The sequence below is a fragment of the Candidatus Kryptoniota bacterium genome (assembly GCA_036567965.1).
Taxonomy (GTDB): domain Bacteria; phylum Bacteroidota; class Ignavibacteria; order Kryptoniales; family JAKASW01; genus JAKASW01.
The window spans coordinates 1-20,431 of record DATCTN010000020.1 but is presented as its reverse complement, the minus strand read 5'-3'; the positions used below and the strand labels follow the sequence as shown (position 1 = coordinate 20,431).

At 51.3% G+C, this 20,431-nt stretch carries 16 protein-coding genes; 13 read left to right on the top strand and 3 right to left on the bottom strand.

The genetic code is table 11. The features are described 5' to 3' along the window. Positions 1 to 208 precede the first annotated feature (208 nt). Positions 209 to 496, top strand: a complete 288-nt coding sequence (locus tag VIS48_08310; protein HEY9166148.1) for a GIY-YIG nuclease family protein — start codon at positions 209 to 211, stop codon at positions 494 to 496. A 427-nt stretch (positions 497 to 923) separates the two neighbouring features. On the opposite strand, the gene VIS48_08305 is transcribed toward VIS48_08310, so the two are convergent. Continuing rightward, positions 924 to 3,413, bottom strand: a complete 2,490-nt coding sequence (locus tag VIS48_08305; GenBank protein HEY9166147.1) for a T9SS type A sorting domain-containing protein — start codon at positions 3,411 to 3,413, stop codon at positions 924 to 926. An 892-nt stretch (positions 3,414 to 4,305) separates the two neighbouring features. Here VIS48_08305 and VIS48_08300 point away from each other — a divergent pair. Then, positions 4,306 to 4,527: a GIY-YIG nuclease family protein gene (locus tag VIS48_08300; protein HEY9166146.1), complete on the top strand. Its 222-nt coding sequence runs from the start codon at positions 4,306 to 4,308 to the stop codon at positions 4,525 to 4,527. Between the two features lie 186 nt (positions 4,528 to 4,713). On the opposite strand, the gene VIS48_08295 is transcribed toward VIS48_08300, so the two are convergent. Further along, positions 4,714 to 7,410 carry a T9SS type A sorting domain-containing protein gene (locus tag VIS48_08295; protein ID HEY9166145.1) on the bottom strand — a complete coding sequence of 899 codons (2,697 nt, stop codon included), beginning with the start codon at positions 7,408 to 7,410 and terminating at the stop codon, positions 4,714 to 4,716. Positions 7,411 to 8,050: 640 nt separating this feature from the next. On the opposite strand from VIS48_08295, the gene VIS48_08290 reads away from it, so the two are divergent. The 9 genes from VIS48_08290 (at position 8,051) to VIS48_08250 (ending at position 17,278) form a co-directional block, all read left to right on the top strand. Continuing rightward, the gene (locus tag VIS48_08290) at positions 8,051 to 8,302 is read left to right on the top strand and encodes a GIY-YIG nuclease family protein (GenBank protein HEY9166144.1); all 252 of its coding nucleotides are present in this window, start codon (positions 8,051 to 8,053) and stop codon (positions 8,300 to 8,302) included. After that, entirely contained in the window at positions 8,209 to 8,406 is a 198-nt protein-coding gene (locus tag VIS48_08285; protein ID HEY9166143.1) for a hypothetical protein, read from the top strand. The genes VIS48_08290 and VIS48_08285 overlap by 94 nt, the downstream gene beginning before the upstream one ends. A 9-nt stretch (positions 8,407 to 8,415) precedes the next feature. Further along, entirely contained in the window at positions 8,416 to 8,709 is a 294-nt protein-coding gene (locus VIS48_08280; protein HEY9166142.1) for a GIY-YIG nuclease family protein, read from the top strand. Between the two features lie 459 nt (positions 8,710 to 9,168). Then, positions 9,169 to 10,434: a TolC family protein gene (locus VIS48_08275; GenBank protein ID HEY9166141.1), complete on the top strand. Its 1,266-nt coding sequence runs from the start codon at positions 9,169 to 9,171 to the stop codon at positions 10,432 to 10,434. Further along, positions 10,431 to 11,417, top strand: coding sequence for an efflux RND transporter periplasmic adaptor subunit (locus VIS48_08270; protein ID HEY9166140.1), 987 nt, complete (start codon positions 10,431 to 10,433; stop codon positions 11,415 to 11,417). Before VIS48_08275 ends, VIS48_08270 begins: the two co-directional genes overlap by 4 nt. Before the next feature lie 13 nt (positions 11,418 to 11,430). Continuing rightward, positions 11,431 to 14,475 (top strand): efflux RND transporter permease subunit, encoded by a 3,045-nt coding sequence (locus tag VIS48_08265; GenBank protein HEY9166139.1) that lies wholly within the window; start codon positions 11,431 to 11,433, stop codon positions 14,473 to 14,475. Positions 14,476 to 14,539: 64 nt separating this feature from the next. After that, positions 14,540 to 15,214 (top strand): response regulator transcription factor, encoded by a 675-nt coding sequence (locus VIS48_08260; protein HEY9166138.1) that lies wholly within the window; start codon positions 14,540 to 14,542, stop codon positions 15,212 to 15,214. Beyond that, complete coding sequence (locus tag VIS48_08255; protein HEY9166137.1) at positions 15,211 to 16,587, top strand: HAMP domain-containing sensor histidine kinase; 1,377 nt, start codon at positions 15,211 to 15,213, stop codon at positions 16,585 to 16,587. Before VIS48_08260 ends, VIS48_08255 begins: the two co-directional genes overlap by 4 nt. A 301-nt stretch (positions 16,588 to 16,888) precedes the next feature. Continuing rightward, positions 16,889 to 17,278, top strand: coding sequence for a hypothetical protein (locus VIS48_08250; GenBank protein ID HEY9166136.1), 390 nt, complete (start codon positions 16,889 to 16,891; stop codon positions 17,276 to 17,278). 123 nt (positions 17,279 to 17,401) lie between these two features. Here the strand turns inward: VIS48_08250 and VIS48_08245 are convergent, their stop codons facing one another. Continuing rightward, positions 17,402 to 17,821, bottom strand: coding sequence for a hypothetical protein (locus VIS48_08245; GenBank protein HEY9166135.1), 420 nt, complete (start codon positions 17,819 to 17,821; stop codon positions 17,402 to 17,404). A 535-nt stretch (positions 17,822 to 18,356) separates the two neighbouring features. On the opposite strand from VIS48_08245, the gene VIS48_08240 reads away from it, so the two are divergent. Further along, positions 18,357 to 19,541 (top strand): DEAD/DEAH box helicase, encoded by a 1,185-nt coding sequence (locus VIS48_08240; protein HEY9166134.1) that lies wholly within the window; start codon positions 18,357 to 18,359, stop codon positions 19,539 to 19,541. Between the two features lie 431 nt (positions 19,542 to 19,972). Beyond that, positions 19,973 to 20,431, top strand: a 459-nt coding sequence (locus VIS48_08235; GenBank protein HEY9166133.1) for a radical SAM protein, incomplete at its 3' end; no start/stop codon positions are given.

Genomic DNA, 20,431 nt, shown 5'->3' with positions numbered 1-20,431 from the left:
GTATGGCGCGAAAGATTTCTGAAATCTGGTGTTGGAAGGAATTATTTGGCGAATGTGATTTCTTCATTTGGGTCAGGGAAACATACGGAACAGTAACGGAGATTCCCGAAGGTCGAAGGTTCGTCCGCCTCTGGCGGACTTCCCCCGCTACTAGAGAATGCCGCCGGACCGAGAGGTTTCGGCGGCATCTCTGCTTTAGGAGGTTGAGATGAGATACTGTGTTTACGTTATCGAGAGTGTTGAGGGGTACCGTTATACAGGCCAGACAGATAACCTTGGGAGGAGATTGTCCCAACATAATACAGGGAAGAGTCACTCGACAAAGCACGGGAGTGGATGGACGGTGGTTTACATGGAGGAGTGTGAGAGCAGGGCAGCTGCGATGAAGCGGGAGAAGTGCTTGAAGTCAAGTGCGGGAAGAAGGAGTCTTGAGAAGCTGATCGCGGGGTGGAATCCGTCCATGGAACATGGACGGAGTAGCCCGTCGGGCTCATAATTTGCCGCTCAAAAGCGAGGTATTGACTCTGGTCGAAGGTCGAACAACCCCACGCGAAGCGGTGGGTTGTGAGATCCGGCTCAAAGAGACGGATTCGTCCGCCTCTGGCGGACTTCCCCCGCTACTAGAAGAAGCCGTCGGACGAAAATGGTTCGACGGCTTTTTCGGTTTAAACGGAGAGAGAAATGACTGAAGGGCGGAACGGGCAGTGAGTTCATAAAGACACTTTCGCCTTAATTCGTCGGGCTCATATCCGCCGAAGGCGGACGAAGGTTTGAATCTTAACCATTCGTTGATTCCAAGATGTGCGTGTCTCTTGTTTCCTGACTCTGTAAATCATCATTCAGAAAGAGAGTATCCTAGAAAGAAAAAGGCCCGCCATGATTTTTCATGACGGGACTTGAAAGAACCCAGCTCTGATGAATAACTATTTCATAAGGAGCATCTTCTTAACTGAAGTGAAACTCCCCGCTTGTATCCGGTAGAAGTAGACTCCACTCGAGTGATTTGAACTTTCAAATACTGTACTCTTGTATCCGGCCGACTCATCCTCATCAACAAGCACAGCTACTACCTGTCCAACGGCATTCGTCACTTCAATTTTGACATGTTGTGCTGTAGGTAGTGTATACCTTATCGTTGTCGTGGGATTGAACGGATTGGGATAGTTCTGGCATAGTGTGAAGTCCTTCGGCATTGATACGTCTACTGTTACCTCCATGTACTTGTCTACTCTCCCACTTATTGTCACGCTCTCAAGCTGATAAGTGTATTTGCCAGTCGTCATGACGGTATTGTCCGTGAACGTGTACGATTGTCCCAGTGTACTTGTACCGAGTCCCCTCAATGCGGAATTTGTCTTGTAACTTGATATCTCCTTGAATGATGTCTCATTTTCACTTTCCCTTAATACTATGAACCCTGAATTATTGACTTCAGATCCGGTCTTCCACTTCAGCGACACACCGTAATCCCCCGGTTCTACTGTGAAGGATGTAAGGGCCACTGCAAGTCCGAAATCTTGAGGAATAAAATGGATTTGACTACTCACATTACTTGAGTTGCCGTGTATGTCTTCTGCACATACCACATAGTATGACATACAACTCTTCATTGGGTTTGGATCGGTAAATGCAGTGTCTGAGACATCAGAGAGGAACATTGACTCGTCACAGTGAGTAATGGGAGATGAGCTTCGGTACACCTCGTACTTCCACATATCAGGTTCACTGTTCTTTTTCCATCTGAGATCAACCTGACCTGAGACTACAGATCCTGAGAAGCTTGCAGGTGGATCAGGAGGTAAGTTGTCCACGGAGTAGCCGCTATCCGGTGGCGACTCCCAGAATGCCATCGGACTTGAATCAGTCACCGTAACCATGAAATAATATTCGGGGTTCCCGTACGCGGTCGAATCCGACAACGTCTCCACAGGCAAAGAATATGCATCGAGCCACTGCGGAGTGACATCAGCATAGTGCTCCCAATAGATCGGTTCACCGGTTATCCGGTCATGCGTGATCATCGGGAAGCTGTGAAGGTCAGTCACCTTCGGTAGCGCAGAAGCCTTTGCACCCCGGTAGACTCCATATGAGGTGAGCACCTCCTGGGGGAACACGTCATAGCCTGAGCGGAGCCACATGACGAGGACTTTGCCACCTTGATCGGAGGGAACATCTGCTACATGTGCGATAGTCGGGCGGGGGCCTGTATATACCCAAGCGGCTCCTGCGCTGCTGTTGTCATAGCACCCTCCCACAACTGCCGTGTTTCCATCGGCGGAGAGAGCGACGGAGTAGCCTTGGTTTGCAACTCCGACCGCTCCTGTACCGAGAAGCTTATTCCCCTGCTGTGTCCATGTGCTGCCGGAACGAGTGAACACCCATGCGGCTCCCGTGTTACTGTTGTCGTAAGGTCCACCGATAACTGCCGTGTTACCATCGGTAGAAAGGGAGACGGAGATGCCCTGCTGTGCACTTCCGACCGCTCCTGTACCGAGAAGCTTATTCCCCTGTTGTGTCCATGTGCTGCCGGAACGGGTGAATACCCAAGCGGCTCCCGTGTTACTGTTGTCGTAAGGTCCACCGATAACTGCCGTGTTTCCATCGGCGGAGAGAGCGACGGAGTAGCCTTGGTCTGATTTTCCGACCGCTCCTGCGCCGACAAGCTTACTCCCCTGTTGTGTCCATGTGCTCCCCGAACGCGTGAATACCCAAGAGGCTCCCGCGTTGCTGTTGTCCCAGTACCCACCCACAATTGCCGTGTTTCCATCGGCGGAGAGAGCGACGGAGTAGCCCTGGAGCGCGTTTCCTACCGCTCCTGTGCCTACAAGCTTACTCCCCTGTTGTGTCCATGTGCTGCCGGAACGCGTGAATACCCAAGCTGCTCCCGCGTCGCTGTTGTCCCAGTACCCACCCGCAAGTGCCGTGTTTCCATCGGCGGAGAGAGCGACGGAGTAGCCCTGGAACGCGTTTCCGACCGCTCCTGTACCTACAAGCTTATTCCCCTGTTGCGTCCATGTGCTGCCGGAACGAGTGAATACCCAAACTGCTCCCGCGAAGCTGCTGTCATAGCACCCACCCACAATTGCCGTGTTTCCATCGGCGGAGAGAGCGACGGAGTAGCCCTGGAACGCGCTTCCGACCGCTCCTGTGCCGACGAGCTTGCTCCCTTGCTGACTCCATCCTCCGCCAGATCGCGTATACACCCACGCTGCTCCTGCACCACTGTTGTCGTAATATCCACAGACGATTGCCGTATTACCATCAGCAGAAAGAGAAACAGACTGGCCTTGATATGCGGAACCGACAGCTCCTGTGCCGACGAGCTTGCTGCCTTGCTGCACGAATTGAGAGTATGCGCTGTTCATCAGAAGCAAGCCGAGAATGACGGGTAATAATCCTTTCCAAGTCTTCATAACTTATCCTCCTATCTTGTGACGTGTACGAAATGTGCAAGATATCTTGCACACGAAAAGAACATAAATTGCTTTTATGCCTGATCAGACTGAACCAGGACTCGGTGGTCGTCGGAAAATGAGGAGGGGAGTTCACGGCCCACTGATTCCTGCTTCGAGCCACGACGCCCTATATCTCAGAACGTTAGTCCGGAACTCGACACGAACGATACGGAAGGTCCTTCTACTGGCCATGGTGCAGTGCCGCGATTCTCCCGGCACGATAGGAAGTGATTTTGAAATTGAAGGAAAGCATGCACACCTCCTTTGTTCCACTTTAGAACTCTGTGAGAGGATCGCACAATAAAACCTCGCCGCGAAATCCTGAGGTCAGGTCATAGGGTTTTTGAATGCCAGTTTCTCGCTAACGTTCTTCCATCTTAAGCAGCCAAATTTCGATAGAATCAACGATCAGGAGTTTGGTGGGTTCCGGAGAGTGCAACTGCCCGCACGACTAAACTGATATGGACGACACCCGCCTGCTGCAGACGCACGAAGTTAGCTTGCAGCTGTGGGATTGTCAAGTTGAGGGCGGGCTCGGACGGGAACATTGCGCTGCTACGAGTGTGCCGAACCTTGGTCTCGTGTGGCCCCGACCGGAACTGTAACCTAAGTTGCACTTCGGAAGAATGACTTTCCTGCGAGCTAAACAGCCAGTTCGCCGACCACTATGACATCAGGGATTCGTCTTATAGGTGCAGAATATAGCGTGCCCCCGCTACTAAAAAGATGCCGCCGGACAAAAAAGTCTAGGCGGCATTTTTCGTTTGAGGAAAGGGGGTGAGGGAAGTGTACTGGGTATACGTGATAGAGAGCGAGGAAGGGTACCACTTATACTGGTCAGACCGACGACTTGGATCGGAGGCTCGACGAGCATAATTCGGGGATAAGCCATTCAACGAAGCACGGGAGAAACTGGAGAATTGTCTACTCTGAGCAGTTCGAGACAAGAAGGGAAGGGATGAAGAGGGAAAAGTACTTAAAGACCAACGCCGGGAGAAGATTCTTGTCGAGGTTGATCGCGGGGTGGAGTCTGTCCTTGGAACATGGACGGAGTAGCCCGTCGGGCTCATAATTTGCCGCTCAAAAGAGAGGTATAAACTCCGGCCGAAGGTCGAACAACCCGACGCGAAGAGGCGAGTCGTTAGATTCGGCTTGTAGAGACGAATTCGAATCTTTCCCCCGGACTGCGGGTCAGCCATAAGAAGTCCCGCCATGAGTAATCATGACGGGACCTGAACGATCCAGCGTATGTGTGTGGTTACTTCACAAGCAGCATCTTCTTCACCTGTGTGAAGCTCCCTGCCTGTATCATGTAGAAGTACACTCCACTCGAGCGATTTGAACCGTCAAATACAGTTGTCTTGTATCCCGCCGACTCGTCCTCATCCACAAGCACACCTACTACCTGTCCAACTGTATTTGTCACTTCGATCTTCACATGCCGAGCTGTAGGTAATGCATACCCTATCGTCGTCGTGGGATTGAACGGATTGGGATAGTTCTGGCATAGTGTGAAGTCCTTCGGCATTGATACGTCTACTGTTACCTCCATGTACTTGTCCACTCTCCCACTTATTGTCACGCTCTCAAGCTGATAAGTGTATTTGCCAGTCGTCATGACGGTATTGTCCGTGAACGTGTACGATTGTCCCTGTGTACTTGTACCGAGTCCCCTCAATGCGGAATTAGTCTTATAGCTCGATATCTCCTTGAATGATGTCTCGTTTTCACCCTGCCTTAATACAGTGAACCCTGCATTATCCACTTCAGATCCGGTCTTCCACTTGAGTGACACACCATAGTCTGCCGCTTCCGCGGTAAATGAGGTCAGTGTTACTGCAAGTGAAAAGTCGCTCGGGGTGAATGATACCTGGTTACTTGGATTACTCGGATTGCCGTGAATATCTTCTGCACAAACCACATAGTATGACATACTGGTCTTAAGAGGGTTTGTATCGGTAAATGCAGTGTCTGACACATCTAAAAGGTACGTCGACTTGTCACAGTGGGTAATGGGAGATGAGCTTCTGTACACATAGTACTTCCACAGATCAGGCTCGGTGTTCTTCTTCCATCTGAGGTCCACCTGGCCAGACACAACGGATCCCGACACCCACGAAGGTGGATCAGGGGCTATGTTGTCCACCGAGTAGCCGCTGTCTTCATTTGAGATTTCAAAAATAGTGGGAACATTTGTATGCACTGTAAGTACGAACCTAGTCCAATGTGTGCGGTCGTATGACGAGTCTTCCAATGTTGGTACAACGACGTTGTACTTGGGCGACTGAACCGCCGGTACGCTTGTCACGAAATCGTACAAAACCCCCAGGGTATCGTTCAAAGGAACTGGTGTCCCCCTCTTGCTGAGGCCGCTCTGTGAGGTGGGAATCCTGCGCCAAACTCCATAGCTTACAATTTGAACGGGAGAGCCAAGAGAATCATATACCAACCGGGTCCAACTAATACGAACTTTTCCGCCTTGATCATTTGGAATGTCGCTGATACTCCCGATCGAAAATGGCAAAGTTACCAAGTAGCCGAATGGATTCACCAATTGCGCATAGATGTCCCAGTTGCCGCTTCGGGAGTCCATCCACGTTATTATCGCTCCGCCTGAACCGTCGCTCACTATCGTGGGACTCTGCTGAGTACCGGACGCGGTACACACGGCAACCCCGTTGGCTGTCCACTGAACAGTCGCAATAGAATTTATCCTCTGCGCATAGATGTCCCAGTTGCCGCTTCGATAGTCATACCACGTTATTATCGCTCCGCCTGAACCGTCGCTCGCCATAGTGGGATACTGCTGAGTATTCGTCGCGGTACAAATGGCAACCCCGTTGGCTGTCCACTGCACAGCCCCAGAAGAATTTATCCTCTGCGCATAGATGTCCCAGTTGCTGCCGCTTCGGTAGTCGTTCCACGTTATTACTGCTCCGCCTGAACCGTCGCCCACTATAGTAGGATTTGCTTGAGAATTCGTCGCCGTACATATGGCAACACCGTTGGCTGTCCACTGAACAGTCGCAATAGAATTTATCCTCTGCGCATAGATGTCCCAGTTGCCGCTTCGGTAGTCGTACCACGTTATTATCGCCCCACCTGAATCGTCGCTCACTATGGTGGGATTATATTGGTCACCAGTCGCGGTACAAATGGCAAGCCCGTTGGCTGTCCATTGGACTCCCCCCGATGAATTTATCCTCTGCACATAGATGTGAAAGTTGCTGACACTTCGAAAGTCCATCCACGTTATTATCGCTCCGCCTGAACCGTCGCTCGCTATAATGGGGAGCGCTTGCTCGCCTGTCGTATCACAGATGGGAACTCCGTTGGCTGTCCATTGAACTGACCCAGAAGAATTTATCCTCTGTGCATAAATGTCACCAGCATCCGTTCGCGCATCCTTCCACGTCATTATAGCCCCGCCTGAACCGTCGCTCACTATCGTGGGACTCTGCTGAGTATTCGTCGCGGTGCATATAGCAACCCCGTTGGCTGTCCACTGAACCGCCCCGGAAGAATTTATCCTCTGTGCATAGATGTCACCAGCATCCGTTCGCGCATCCTGCCACGTTATTATCGCTCCGCCTGAACCGTCGCTCACTATAGTAGGATTATACTGCTCGCCAGCCGCGCTACATACGGCAACCCCGTTGGCTGCCCACTGAACCGTCCCGGAAGAAATTATCCTCTGTGCATAGATGTCACCAGCATCCGTTCGCGCATCCTGCCACGTTATTATCGCTCCGCCTGAACCGTCGCTCACTATCTGAGGACTTGACTGATTACCCGAAGCAGTACATATGGCATTGTTGACGTTTGGGTTCGACGACCATTGCGCGGGAATCTGAAGAGGAAGTAGCAGCAAAATTGCAGCTACCAGAACAAAGAAGCCTATCGTTCTGCCAAGGCAAAGCTCTGCAACCAGGGGACTGAAATCAAACTTATACATAACTACCTCCATTTGATCTGGTTCGTCATATTGGGAGAGCAAAACATAATCATCCGTCACCGCGAGTTGTTGCGGTAAGGGTTACCGAGTTCTTGAGTGTCATCTTATCGCCAACGCTTTTCTATCTGAAGCAACCAAATTTCGATAGAATCAGCGATCAGGAGTTTGGTGGGTTCCGTAGAGTGTAACTGCCCGCACGACTAAACTGGTACGCACGACGCCCGCCATCAGGGGACGCAAGAAGTTACCTTGCACTTATGAGATTCTCAAGCTGAGGACGTGAAATTGTTCACCCTTAAGCTGCCAGGCCACGCGACATTTGAGACGACAGAAATATATTTCCTCCAGCTGCCACAGTAGCTCCACTCCGAGGTAAGTGAAGGGCTTTGACCTGGGAATGCGGGAGAAGGAGATGTGGAATGCCATTCCGGGATGAACAAAATGTGACTCTTTGCTCTGACTCTTCTTGCGATAATGAGATGACTGAAGTCAGAGTTTTAGTTCACCGGTGACTACAAATTCATGATTTGGCATCATAGGTGCAGAACATAGACTTCCCCCGCTACTAGAGAATGCCGCCGGACGATAAAGTCCAGGCGGCATTTTTCGTTTAGGAGGTCATACGCCGTATTGGGTTTACGTGATAGAGAGTGAGGACGGGCACCGTTACACCGGGCAAACGGACGACCTGAATCGCAGGTTATCTGAGCACAATTCAGGAATAACACGTTCTACGAAGCACGGCAGGAATTGGAAGCTTCTTTATTCTGAGGAATATGAGACAAGGAGCGAAGCTGTATGGCGCGAAAGATTTCTGAAATCTGGTGTTGGAAGGAATTATTTGGCGAATGTGATTTCTTCATTTGGGTCAGGGAAACATACGGAACAGTAACTGAGATTCCCGAAGGTCGAAGATTCGTCCGCCTCTGGCGGACTTCCCCCGCTACTAAGAAGACGCCGCCGGACGATAAAGTCCAGGCGGCATTTTTCGTTTGAGGAAAGGGAGTGAGGGAATTGTACTGGGTTTACGTGATAGAGAGTGAGGACGGGCACCACTATACTGGCCAAACCGACGACTTGGATCGGAGGGTCGACGAGCATAATTCCGGGATGAGCCATTCAACGAAGCACGGGAGAAACTGGAGAATTGTATACTCTGAGCAGTTCGAGACAAGAAGGGAAGCGATGAAGAGGGAAAAGTACTTGAAGACCAACGCCGGGAGAAGATTCTTGTCGAGGGTGATCGCGGGGTGGAGTCCGTCCGCGAATCATGGACGGAGTAGCTCGTCGGGCTCATAACCCACCGCCAAAAACGGCGGCGTAAACTCCGATCGAAGGTCGAACAACCCGACGCGAAGCGGTGGGTTGTGAGATCCGGCTCAAAGAGACGGATTCGTCCGCCTCTGGCGGACTTCCCCCGCTACTAGAGAATGCCGCCGGACGGTAAAGTCGAGGCGGCATTCTTCGTTTAGGAGGTTGGGATGAGATACTGCATTTACGTTATCGAGAGTGTTGATCGCGGGGTGGAGTCCGTCCGTGGAGCGTGGACGGAGCTGCTGTCCTCCCTCAAGGAAGTGTTCCCGAAAATTCGAGGACATTTCATTTGTGTTTCATGTGCCCTGACTAACTTATCAAGCGCAATATGCCTTCTGCTTTTAACAATCATATTGATTGAATTAAATTGATGAAATTGTTTCGTCAAACGAAATCATTCGCGTTCCTCAATGGGACTTGCAGGCACAAAGTCATTGGAATGAAATGGATGTAAGACGGGCTATTTCGTCGATTATAGGTTTGACGCTGCTGTCGGTCGCGGCACAATCGCAGGTCAAACCGTATTCGCTCGCAGACTACCTGAAGGTGGCGCTCACAAGGAATTTGCTTATCGGATCGGCGGATCAGGCGACAGCTTCCGCCGAATATGGGAACAGCGCCATACGGAACGGATTTTTTCCGCAGATAAGTGTTGGTTCGCATCTGATAGTGGCGCCAGGTTACGATGAGGCGATCACAAACGGCGGAGAGTTTGGAGCTCAACTAGGTGGCACTTATACAATCTATGATGGAGGCGCACGATCGCTTGAGATCGAGAAAGGCGGAATCGGAGTTGAACGTACCAGGGTCAACCGCACGCGAGTGGCGGCCGATGTTGTCTTTGCCGTGTCCGTTGCATTCGTCGAAGCCGCGAAAGAGAAAAGAGAACTCGGCGTGGTCGCACAGGGATATGCCCTTATTTCGGATTATCTTCAACTGACCAAGCAGCTGCACGCATCCGGACAGGGAAGTGAGACTGATGTGCTCAAGACTACTGTCGAGTTGAATAATGCCTCCATAGACATCGCCACCAGGAAAGTGGCGTACAGGAATGCGCTCCTGACTCTGTCACAAGCAAGCGGGCTTTCCATTGAGGATGTCGTCGACGTGGATACTACACTTGTTTACGCTGATTACGATACCACACTTGATTTGGAACGAAACATCGATCTACAATCCGGCGAGTTGGAAGTGAAACAAGCCAGGCTTGACGCGCAGATAGCGGGCTCGAAGTTGAAGCCGAGTGTCTCTGTCGCTGCTGACGCCGGTGCGCTGACTTCGCTGCCGAATGTGCGGCCGGGACTTGCTGGGGTGTTCGGGGCTTCGATCGGATTGTCGTTTTCAATCCCGGTGTTCACTTTCGGTTCTATCGAAGACAGTTACCGGGCTGCGAACGCCTCCGCGAACAGCCTGGCCCTCCAGAACGATTATGCGAGGTCGTCGCTCCGAAGTGTTTTTCAGATGACCAGGAACGATATCGAGAGCGCCGACTCTGAAATGTCTTCCCTACAAAAAAATCTTGGCGTGGCAGAGCAGAGTCTCCTTCTGTCCAGAGCACGATACGCCGGTGGGAGCGGACTGAGTATCGAAGTGCTCGATGCCATTAGATCCAATGACCAAATAAGGCTTGCCATTGAAGACGCAAGAGCCGAGAGAGACACAGACATATTCAAGTTAAACAGGCTGAACTATGCAGGAGTGTCGAGATGATGCGGAAAGACGTTCGGTTGATATTCGTGCTCGCAGTTCTGTCGTTCATTTCTGTCGGCTGCGGATCAAAGCAAGGCGACAGCGACATCGACGTCAAACCGAGGGCTACCGTAAGCGTGGGGACGGCGGTCCGCGGAGACATCTCGAATTCCTTGAGCGTGACAGGCGCGTTCGAAGTGCTGCGGGACGAAAAGGTCAAGTCAACAATCACCGGAAAAGTCGAAAAAGTTTTCATCCTCGAAGGCGACGCGGTAAAGAAGGGACAGCTTGTGGCATCTATCGTGTCACAGGAATCTGATGCGGCAATATCGGGGGCTTCTCAGCTTCTCAGTCAGGCGACCTCCGAAGCTGAGAAGTCGCAGGCGGAGAAGGCACTCAACCTGGCAGTCAGCACTGCGGCGATAGCAAAGATCACCGCACCATTCTCCGGATCGGTTGTCCGAAGGTTCGTCGCCGAGGGCGAGCTGGTCAATCAGGGAACCGACCTTGTGGAGCTTGTCGATCCTGAGACGGAGTATTTCACGGCGAACGTTCCCGTCAACTCGATTTCGTCCATAAGGACAGGTCAACCGGTGACGGTGACAATTCCCGGAATGCGGCTGAATTCTATAAGCGGCGTTGTGGAGGCAACAAATCCTTCCACCGATCCTAACAGCCAGAGTGTGGAAGTCAGAATTTCGCTGCGTGCGATCCCTGCCTTGGTGACACCGGGGACGTTCGGCAATGCGCAGATAAAAATAGGGGAGAGGAAGTCCGTTATCCTGGTTCCGAAAGAGTCGGTATACCATGACGATGAGTTAAACGAATATTTTGTCTGGCGCATACAGGGCGACACGCTCGCACTCCTGACGCGCGTAAGTCCTGGTCTCTCTGATTCCGCCCGAGTTGAAGTCTCTTCGGGACTGAAAGCGGGTGATGTCGTGGCCACCGTCGGAGGTTATGGGCTGCCCGATTCGACCGCCGTCACAGTTTCGGAAAAGTAAGAGCCGGCGCATCATGAAAGTATACGAATTTGTCTCTGCGCACAGGAAGGCGGTCTATTTCCTCGTAACGGTTTTCAGTCTCGGCGGGATCGTGTCGCTGTTTAGAATGCCGATCTCCCTTTTTCCGAACATAGATTTTCCGCGGATTGTCATGATCGCAGATAACGGCGAAGAGCCTGCGGACAGGATGATGGTAGAGGTGACGCGCCCGCTGGAAGAGGCGGCACGAGCGATACCTGGCGTCGCGACGGTCAAGTCCGCGACGAGCAGGGGTTCGTCCGAAATCTCAGTCAACTTCGACTGGGGAACGGATATCATCCAGGCTCTCCAGCTTCTCCAGGGCAAAGTTTCGAGCATAAGGAATGAACTCCCGACAACCGTTTCCATAGATATCGAAAGAATGAACGCGGCGGTGTTCCCTGTAGAAGGGTTCAGCCTCATTTCAGATTCACTCGATCAGGTGCAGCTGCGGGATCTTGCGCTGTACACCATTCGTCCCACACTGATGAGAATCACCGGGATAGCTGAAGTGGAAATAGTGGGCGGTAAGCAACGCGAATTCCTGGTCAGTATAGATCCGCAAAAACTTCAGAGCTACGGACTGAACGTCAACGATGTGTCATCCGCAATCGACAGGACAAACATGGTCGAGGCGTCGGGTCTGACTGAAAGAAATTTCCAGATATATCTTACGCTTGTCGATGGGCTCTACAACGGACTGAAAGACGTCGCGGAAACGGTGATTGAATTCAAAAACGGGATTCCTATTACCGTCGGGGATGTCGCGAGCGTCGAGCCCTCTGAGAAGATCGAATACATAAGAGTGACAGCCGATGGTAAACCGGCGGTGTTGGTAAACATCATCCGTCAGCCCGGTGGGAACACTGTTGCAATCGGTGAACAGGTCCGGGCAGAATTAGCAAATCTGAAAAGCGACATTCCTTCGGATGTGAGGATGAATTATTTCTACGACCAGGGTGATTTCATAAGCAGCTCGATCGGAAGCGCGCGAGACTCGATTATCGTCGGAATATTCCTGGCGATCCTGGTGATATTCGTTTTCTTGAGAAGTGTTAGAATCGGTTCAGTAGCTGTCATAACCGTTCCCGCGGTCTTTGCGTCGACAGTATTATTCCTTTATGTAGCGGGGAACACCATCAACATTATGACGTTAGGCGGAATAGCCGCCGCAGTGGGTCTCGTGATCGACGATAATGTCGTGATGATAGAAAACATTTTCAGGAACATGCGTTCAGGGAAAGAGGGAGGACTCCAGGCTGTCTCGGAATCGATGAGAGAAATTTTGCCTGCGATAATCGGTTCGAGCCTGAGCTCCATCGTGGTGTTCGCGCCGTTCGCGTTTCTGTACGGCGTCACCGGCGCGTTTTTCAAGCCACTCGCTATCACGATGGCAGTCTCACTTGCAATTTCGATGGTCTATTCCCTGACGTTGGTACCTCTCCTCGCCGAAAGGTTCATTCGCGAAAAAGACATTATGCAGGAAATAGAACGCGAAGAAAAAGGACAGCACTCACTCGCGAGAGGCTACGAATCCATCCTCAGACTCCTGCTGAAGCGCAGTTATCTCGGACCGGTTTTCGCTCTCGTGGTCCTCGGATGCACTTTTTTGCTGTATGAGAATATTGGCAGCGACTTCATGCCGAGCATGGATGAAGGATCGTTCGTATTGGACTACAATTCGCCGCCGGGTACGTCACTCGATGAAACAAACAGGGAGTTGATGGATGTCGAGAAGATTATAATTGCAGTTCCCGAGGTCGACTCTTACTCGAGAAGAACAGGCACACAACTGGGGTTCTTCATAACAGAACCGAATAACGGCGACTTCCTGATAAGACTTAAGAAGGACAGGAAGCGTTCAGTCTTTGAGATCATGGATGAATTGCGGCAGGAAGTTGAGTCGAAGGAACCGGCTTTAAGGATCGACTTTGGCCAGGCAATGCAGGACTTGATCGGAGACCTTACTAATTCTCCGGCGCCTGTTGAAATAAAAATTTTCGGCCCGAACCAGGGCGTTGTTGAGCAAAAAGCTGAAGAGGTCGCGAATCTGATTCAGAATATTCCCGGCGTCGTTGATGTTTTTGACGGCATCGTGATAAGCGGACCATCGATCGTCATTCACCCGAACACTCTGCTCGCAGCTCGAGCAGGTCTCACGATTTCCGACATCCAGTCGCAGCTCGCGACAATCATGAGAGGGAACGCTGACACTTACGTGCTCAAGGGCGAAAAGTTGATCGGAGTGCGGGTACGGTATCCCGACAATTACCATGCCTCGCTCGAAAGCATTGAAGATGTCAGACTGCGGTCTCCAAACGGGTTCTACCTTCCATTGAGCAGCGTTGCATCAATAGAAGTCCTCCAGGGCCAGAGCGAAGTTGACCGGGAGAATCTCAAACTCATGCTTCCCGTAAGCGCGAGGATAACTGGAAGAGATCTGGGAAGTACGATCGCAGAGATCAAGAAAGTGCTGCAGTCAAAACTCGTTCTTCCCCAGGGAGTTACTTACACTTTTGGAGGATTGTTCCAGAGTCAGCAGGAATCGTTCGCCAGTCTTCTTCTCGTGCTCATTGCGGCATCTCTCCTTGTGATCGCTCTCATGATAATAGAGTTTGAAAGTTTCACGGTACCTGTCGCGGTGTATTCGACAAACCTGACTTCTCTTTTCGGTGTATTGCTCGCGCTCGCTGTCACCGGAATTACGTTCAATATTTCGAGCTTCGTGGGAATGATCATGATGGTGGGAATCGTCCACGAAAACGGAGTTTTTATAGTCCATATGATCCAGGAGATCGGCGGGAAAGAAGGCTATTCACTCGATACAATTGTTCGGGCGTGCAAGGTAAGGGCAAGACCGATCTTGATGACCACTTTTGCCGCAGTTTTTGCGCTCATGCCGTTGGCATTGGGTATTGGCGCCGGAGCTCAGATGCAGCAACCGCTCGCAGTCGGGGTCATCGGCGGGTTCCTTCTGTCGAGTTTCTTACTTCTTTTCGAACTGCCGATGCTGTATGTTTTCTTGGAGAGAATCAAATGATGGAATCGATCTCACAGCCAATTTTGCCTCAAAGAACTGTTACCAAGTTTATGTGAGCCGGCAGATGAGAATACTTCTCGTCGAAGATGACAGGAGCCTGCAAAGAACCCTGGTAAAACTGTTTAAGACCCAGTCATTCGCCGTAGATGCGACGGCGGCGGGCAAGGAGGCAGTGTACCTGGCAAAGACAAATGATTATGATGTAATCATTCTCGATCTCATGCTTCCCGACATCGACGGGTTCGAAGTGTGCAGGCAAATCAGAAAAGGGAAGCTGAGCACGCCGGTCATGATGCTGACCGCGCTGGACGATATTTCAAGTAAGATCACAGGCCTCGATACCGGAGCCGACGACTACCTTCCGAAGCCCTTTCACGCCGGCGAGCTGCTCGCGAGGGTGAGGGCGCTCGCGAGAAGAGCCTCCAGCGAGAAGTCGACTCTGTTGACGGTTCATGGCGTTGATCTGGATATCGCGGGCAGAAAGGCGTTTCGTAAAGGAAAAGATCTCGGGCTCTCTGGAAAAGAATTCGCACTCCTGGAATTCCTTTTCACCAATCGAAGGAGAATTATGACAAGAAGTGAGATTATGGAACACGTGTGGGATATGAATTTCGACCCAAGGAGCAACGTGGTTGACTCTTTCATCAAATTGATCAGAAAGAAAATCGAGGGGAAATCCGGTAGAAGAATTATCCGAACGGTACGCGGAGTGGGGTATACGATCTTCGACGAAGAATGAAGCTTCCCATCAGATACAGAGTGGCCCTCTACGTGACAGTGTCGTTCGCGGCCGTGATCGCGTCAGTGTCACTTGTCCTCACTGAGGTATATGAGAGATACACATTTGGTTCGATCGAAGTGACCCTTCAATCCGCCGCGAGCAGCATCGCAAACCGCCTCGCAGCTCGAACGACGATAGGTGATATTGAGGACGTAAGAGAGGATGTCGCGGAGACAATCACTCCTTTCGAAAACAAAATCGGTGTGATCCGGGTTGGGATTCTGAATGCCCGGGGAGAGGAAATCCTCTCAATCAACGATAACGATTCTCTCGCTGTGATTTCCAGGGCGCGCAAGAAGCACTTGCTCCAAATAAAGGGACGAGATTTTGTTTCAGCAAGTTCTGAATTTGAAATCACCGATAGCACTCAAGGCACCGTGATCGCCCTTGCGTCCAGAACCTCCGCAGAGGATTCGGTCGGAACGGTTCGGGGACTTGCGCTTATCCTAGCTCCCATCACGATACTGATTGTTGGAATCGGATCGGTGATCATTGCAAGAAAGGCGCTACGACCCCTCGAAAGAATCGCAAGCCAGATCGATCGGATGAGTACCGATAGACAGCTTTCGAGCCTCGAGGTTCCTCATACTGGCGATGAAATTGAAAGAGTGGGGGCATCCTTCAATTCTCTTTCACTTCGGATCAGATCACTCATGGACTCTCAGAGGAATTTTCTGCAGGACGCGTCGCATGAACTCAAAACTCCTCTTACAGTCATCCAGGCCGAGATAGAAATGCTCCTTATGAAACCGGGCATCACTCGGGAGGAAGCCGACAATCTACGCCAACTCATGTCCGAGGTAGAGTACGCATCAAGACTTGCAATCGATCTCATTTATCTCTCCAGGCTCGAATCGACCGAGACTACCTTTTCAAGCATGCCGCTCGATCCGATCGTGAAAGGAGCAATGGATATCCACGCGCCAGTCGTGAATCGCAAGAAGATTTCGGTTAATACTAATTTTGAAAATGCGATATGTGTGTATGCAAATCGGGAACTTCTGCAGCGCGCATTATCAAACGTCATTGAAAATGCCGTTAAATACACCCCCCGCGGCGGACAGATCGTAGTGACGACGGCGATTGATGACAAAACCTCATCCGCGGTCGTTACCGTAAAAGACAACGGAGTTGGGATCAGTCAGGAGGAGCTCCCGCGCGTTTTCGACAGGTTCTACAGGGCCGCAAAGACCCGGGGCAGTGATGTGAAGGGAAGTGGACTCGGACTATCAATATCAAAACGGATCGTTGAACAGCACAAGGGCGATATAACGATTACCAGCGGCGATACAACCGGGACTGTCGTAGAAATAAGAATTCCACTCGGCTGACAAACGGGAGTTCTTATTATTTCAAGGAGTCGAAGAAGTCCTGGTATGTTATTCACGAGAAGTCCTTTTGATTAATCCTCAATTGTGCAGTGGCGGAGACTTACGAAAGATTCCTCTGTTGTCAAAGAGAATAATCGGACGACCTAGGAAGGGCATTAGGATAAAAACAGATCTTCTGTCCGGCGAATGTAAGAGAATGCCGAATAATGCTGACAATTTCATGGAACCGCAACCACTGACTCGGTTTAGAATAGGACGCCGACGCTTGTTGCACTAAGTGTCTCAAAACAGTAGATTACCGATGGAAAATGTCGGAGAGCGTGTGGAAATGTCGGCTCCTCTAAAAGGGCGTCCAAACCGGGTAATCCCAATCCTTGTTCATACAATCGAAAACGTCGTTTCGGACGACATGGTTGAAGAGTTCTGTGTCGGACGTTCTATAGACCTGGACGCCGCAAAGACTAAACACGGCTGCAACAGTATCGTGGCGCTATATGAGACCGAAAGCGGTGCCAATGTAATTGAAGTCGAGGATGAGCTGATAAAGAAATTCAGGAGTCATCCCAAATGCGGGAACGTCGATCAAGAGGTTCATGCAGCCACGTCTGACAAGTTTGCCAATTTCATCTACCTTGCCGTGTGGTACAGCGACAAGGATCCTCTCGCGCACGATCCCAATCCCGTTCAGTAAGCCTCAGTTGAGGCGCATCGTCAACTGATTTAGATCCCATCGGGGGATCGGCCCTCGCGTTGAGCGAGGCGGCAGTCCCCCAACGTCGGGTTTAGAGTCTCTAGCTCTGTGACTCCGGGGCGGTTACCTCGTGCCTCCTCTGAACCACACGGGTCGGCCGTTCTCGTCGCGCAGTACGACTGTCTTTCCGTTGTCCTTTATCTGGGCCGAGAGTATAACATCGTTTCCGTTGAATTGGACTTTTGATCCTGTGACTTCCACGGTGTCACCGACCTTGAAGGCAACCTTCTGGTCATCCAGATAAGAAGTCGGGCCGACGCTTGCATTGATGGATCCTGCAGAATCCTTGACAACAATTTGAATCAGGTGGAACATTCCACCTCGTCCTGACAGGGTGTCTATGCTCTGAATCGTTCCGGACACGGTTGTGACCGTCGACTGGTCGTACCTGGGTGGCCGCTGACCGCCACGGCCTTGCATCCCCTGGGCAAATGCTGTTCCAGTTGCCATTGCTAAAGCTGATAATAGGATTAGTGTTTTCATTTCTCGCTCCGAAGTTAAACATGACTTTGGCTCATCTCGCCGGGGGTTTGAAACTACAAGACTTCCAGCGATGGGCCTGATTTGTTTTAGACGTTAAGAGGTCAACATTAGTTCAAACACCAATGTTCACCCTGCAAATTCTTGTTTATCAAGATGCTCTTCAATTTCCCCATTCATGTGGTGCCTCATGGAGTCGCGCGCAATGACGGGAGCTCCTGCATGATGGAGCAGTGGAAACATAATCTTGCGCATTTCCGGACAGCGGCGGAATCCGGCGTCAAATCGCGGAGAGTAACGTACGAAAAATAGTCGTTGGAACTTCCCCCCGCACGGATTATATTGAACGAGTAACAGAAACATCTTCTCCCCTCCTAACCAGATAACGGGCGACGGTGTTCAGAAGCCGGGATTTGGTCTTCTCCTTAAGTTGCCAGACGCGACTAGACGAGTCGAGATCCTTCGAATTATCGAAAGCCCTTACTCATCGATAGAGTTTATCTTCCCAGCAATTTTATAATCTATAAGAAAGGTTTAAATGAAATCACCATCTTTTGTGCTGAGCGGGCAAATCACATCTCTGCTCGAAGCACAGGGAATCACAGTAGCGACTCCGGTCCAGGAACAAATTATTCCCGCGATCGTTGGAGGGCAGGACGTCCTCGCGCAATCAGAAACGGGATCAGGCAAGACTCTCAGCTTTGCAATTCCGATAATTGAAAACATCAACCGAAAGGACGGCCTGCGGGCGCTCGTTCTCGTCCCGACTCGGGAATTGTGCAATCAAGTGGCGGGCGAATTTATAAAATATTCCGTCGGCAAACACCTTGGAATAGTGCCGGTTTACGGGGGAGTGTCTATCAACTCACAGGTTTCCAGGCTGCGGACCGCAAACATAGTGGTCGCAACACCTGGCAGACTGATCGACCTGATGAACAGGAACGCGATCAGGCTGGACTCGGTAAAGTACTTTGTATGCGACGAAGCCGACCGTATGCTCGACATGGGGTTCATAAAAGATGTCGAACGCATAGCTGCAAAACTCCCGTCGCAGCATCAGACAATGCTCTTCAGCGCGACGGTTCCTAAAGAGATCGAAAAACTGGCGGGCAAATATCTTCGCAATCCGAAGAAGGTCCGCCTTGAATCCACAGTGAAGCCGATATTCCTCAGACAAACCTACTACAGAATTTCCCCGGAGGGTAAAGCGGAGCTACTTGCAGGTCTCCTGAAACAGGAGAGGAACCTCGCGATTGTGTTCTGCAACAGGAAACACATCACTGTGAAGCTGGCGAAAAAGCTGGCAGGACTCGACATTCATGCTCGCCCATTGAACGGCAACATGTCACAGCCTCAGAGGGAACAGGTAACGGAGGAGTTCCGCAACCGGAAGTTCACGGTCCTTGTTGCGACCGACGTCGCTGCGCGCGGACTCCACATCGACAACGTTTCTCACGTGTACAATTACGAGATCCCGAAGGATGTCGAGTCTTACACTCACCGGGTCGGGCGGACCGCCCGCGCCGGCGAGAAGGGTGAGGCGATATCACTCGTGGGAACGGAAGAGGAGAAGAAATTCTTCCAGCAGATACTTTTCAAGTACAGGGGTGAAATAGCACTGAAGGAGTCGGGCGAAATCCGCACGGCAGCACCGCGGCCTCCTCAGCCCAGGCAGCCCGAGAAGAAATCCGGCGCACCCTGGAAGAAAAGATGGCACCGGTAGGCAACCGCCCTGGGAATAGAGTCGTCAATACGGATCCGGAGTCGGACCGTTAGGTAACTCTGATTGCTGACTTCCTTTGGCATATGATGCTGGGGGAAGTCAGCAATGGCGAAATCGGTTGAAATATGGCGACATCTTTTATTCTGCCCGCTGCTGGTCTCATCCGTAAGATCTTCTCACGTCATAATACTTAGCTTGTGCCATTGGATTTGCCGACCAGCGGTAGCTAACAAGCCCGGTCCGTTTATCCGCTTTAATGGAATAATTCCTTTGAACGCTTTGATGAGGGCATCGACTTACATATTTTGTTTCAAAGCAAGAGGAATTTTCTAGGTTCCACCAGGAGAGTAGGTGCAGAGGAGGAGGACTTTCAGCGTATACTGATCCCCAACCGCATGTGCACCGACCGAACAACTGAGACAGGAGATGGAATGAAACGCAAACTACATATAGGAATAATCGATCTGGTTACCAAGGGGCCGACGCGTGCGCTGTGGGCGCGCGTGATGTACGCAAATTTTGCGAGCATCATGCCCCAGGTGCTGGGTGTGTGGTGCGAGGAACTCGGGCACGATGTGACACTGGTTTGCTATACGGGTTTTGAGAACCTGGTAGATGAACTTCCGCAGGATGTCGACGTCGTGTTCATCGGCGCGTTCAGCGAAGCTGGACAGACAGCTTACGCACTGAGCAACTTGTTCAGGTCTCGCGGTGCGATCACCGTGCTCGGGGGTCCGCATGCGCGCTGCTATCCGCAGGACGCGCAGAAATATTTCGATTACGTCGTAGGACTGACGGACAAAGAAGTAATCCGGGAAGTGCTGGACGACTGCTCTCAACATCGTCCTGTCGGTGTGCATATCACTGCAAAGCAGCAGCCTTCTTCGATA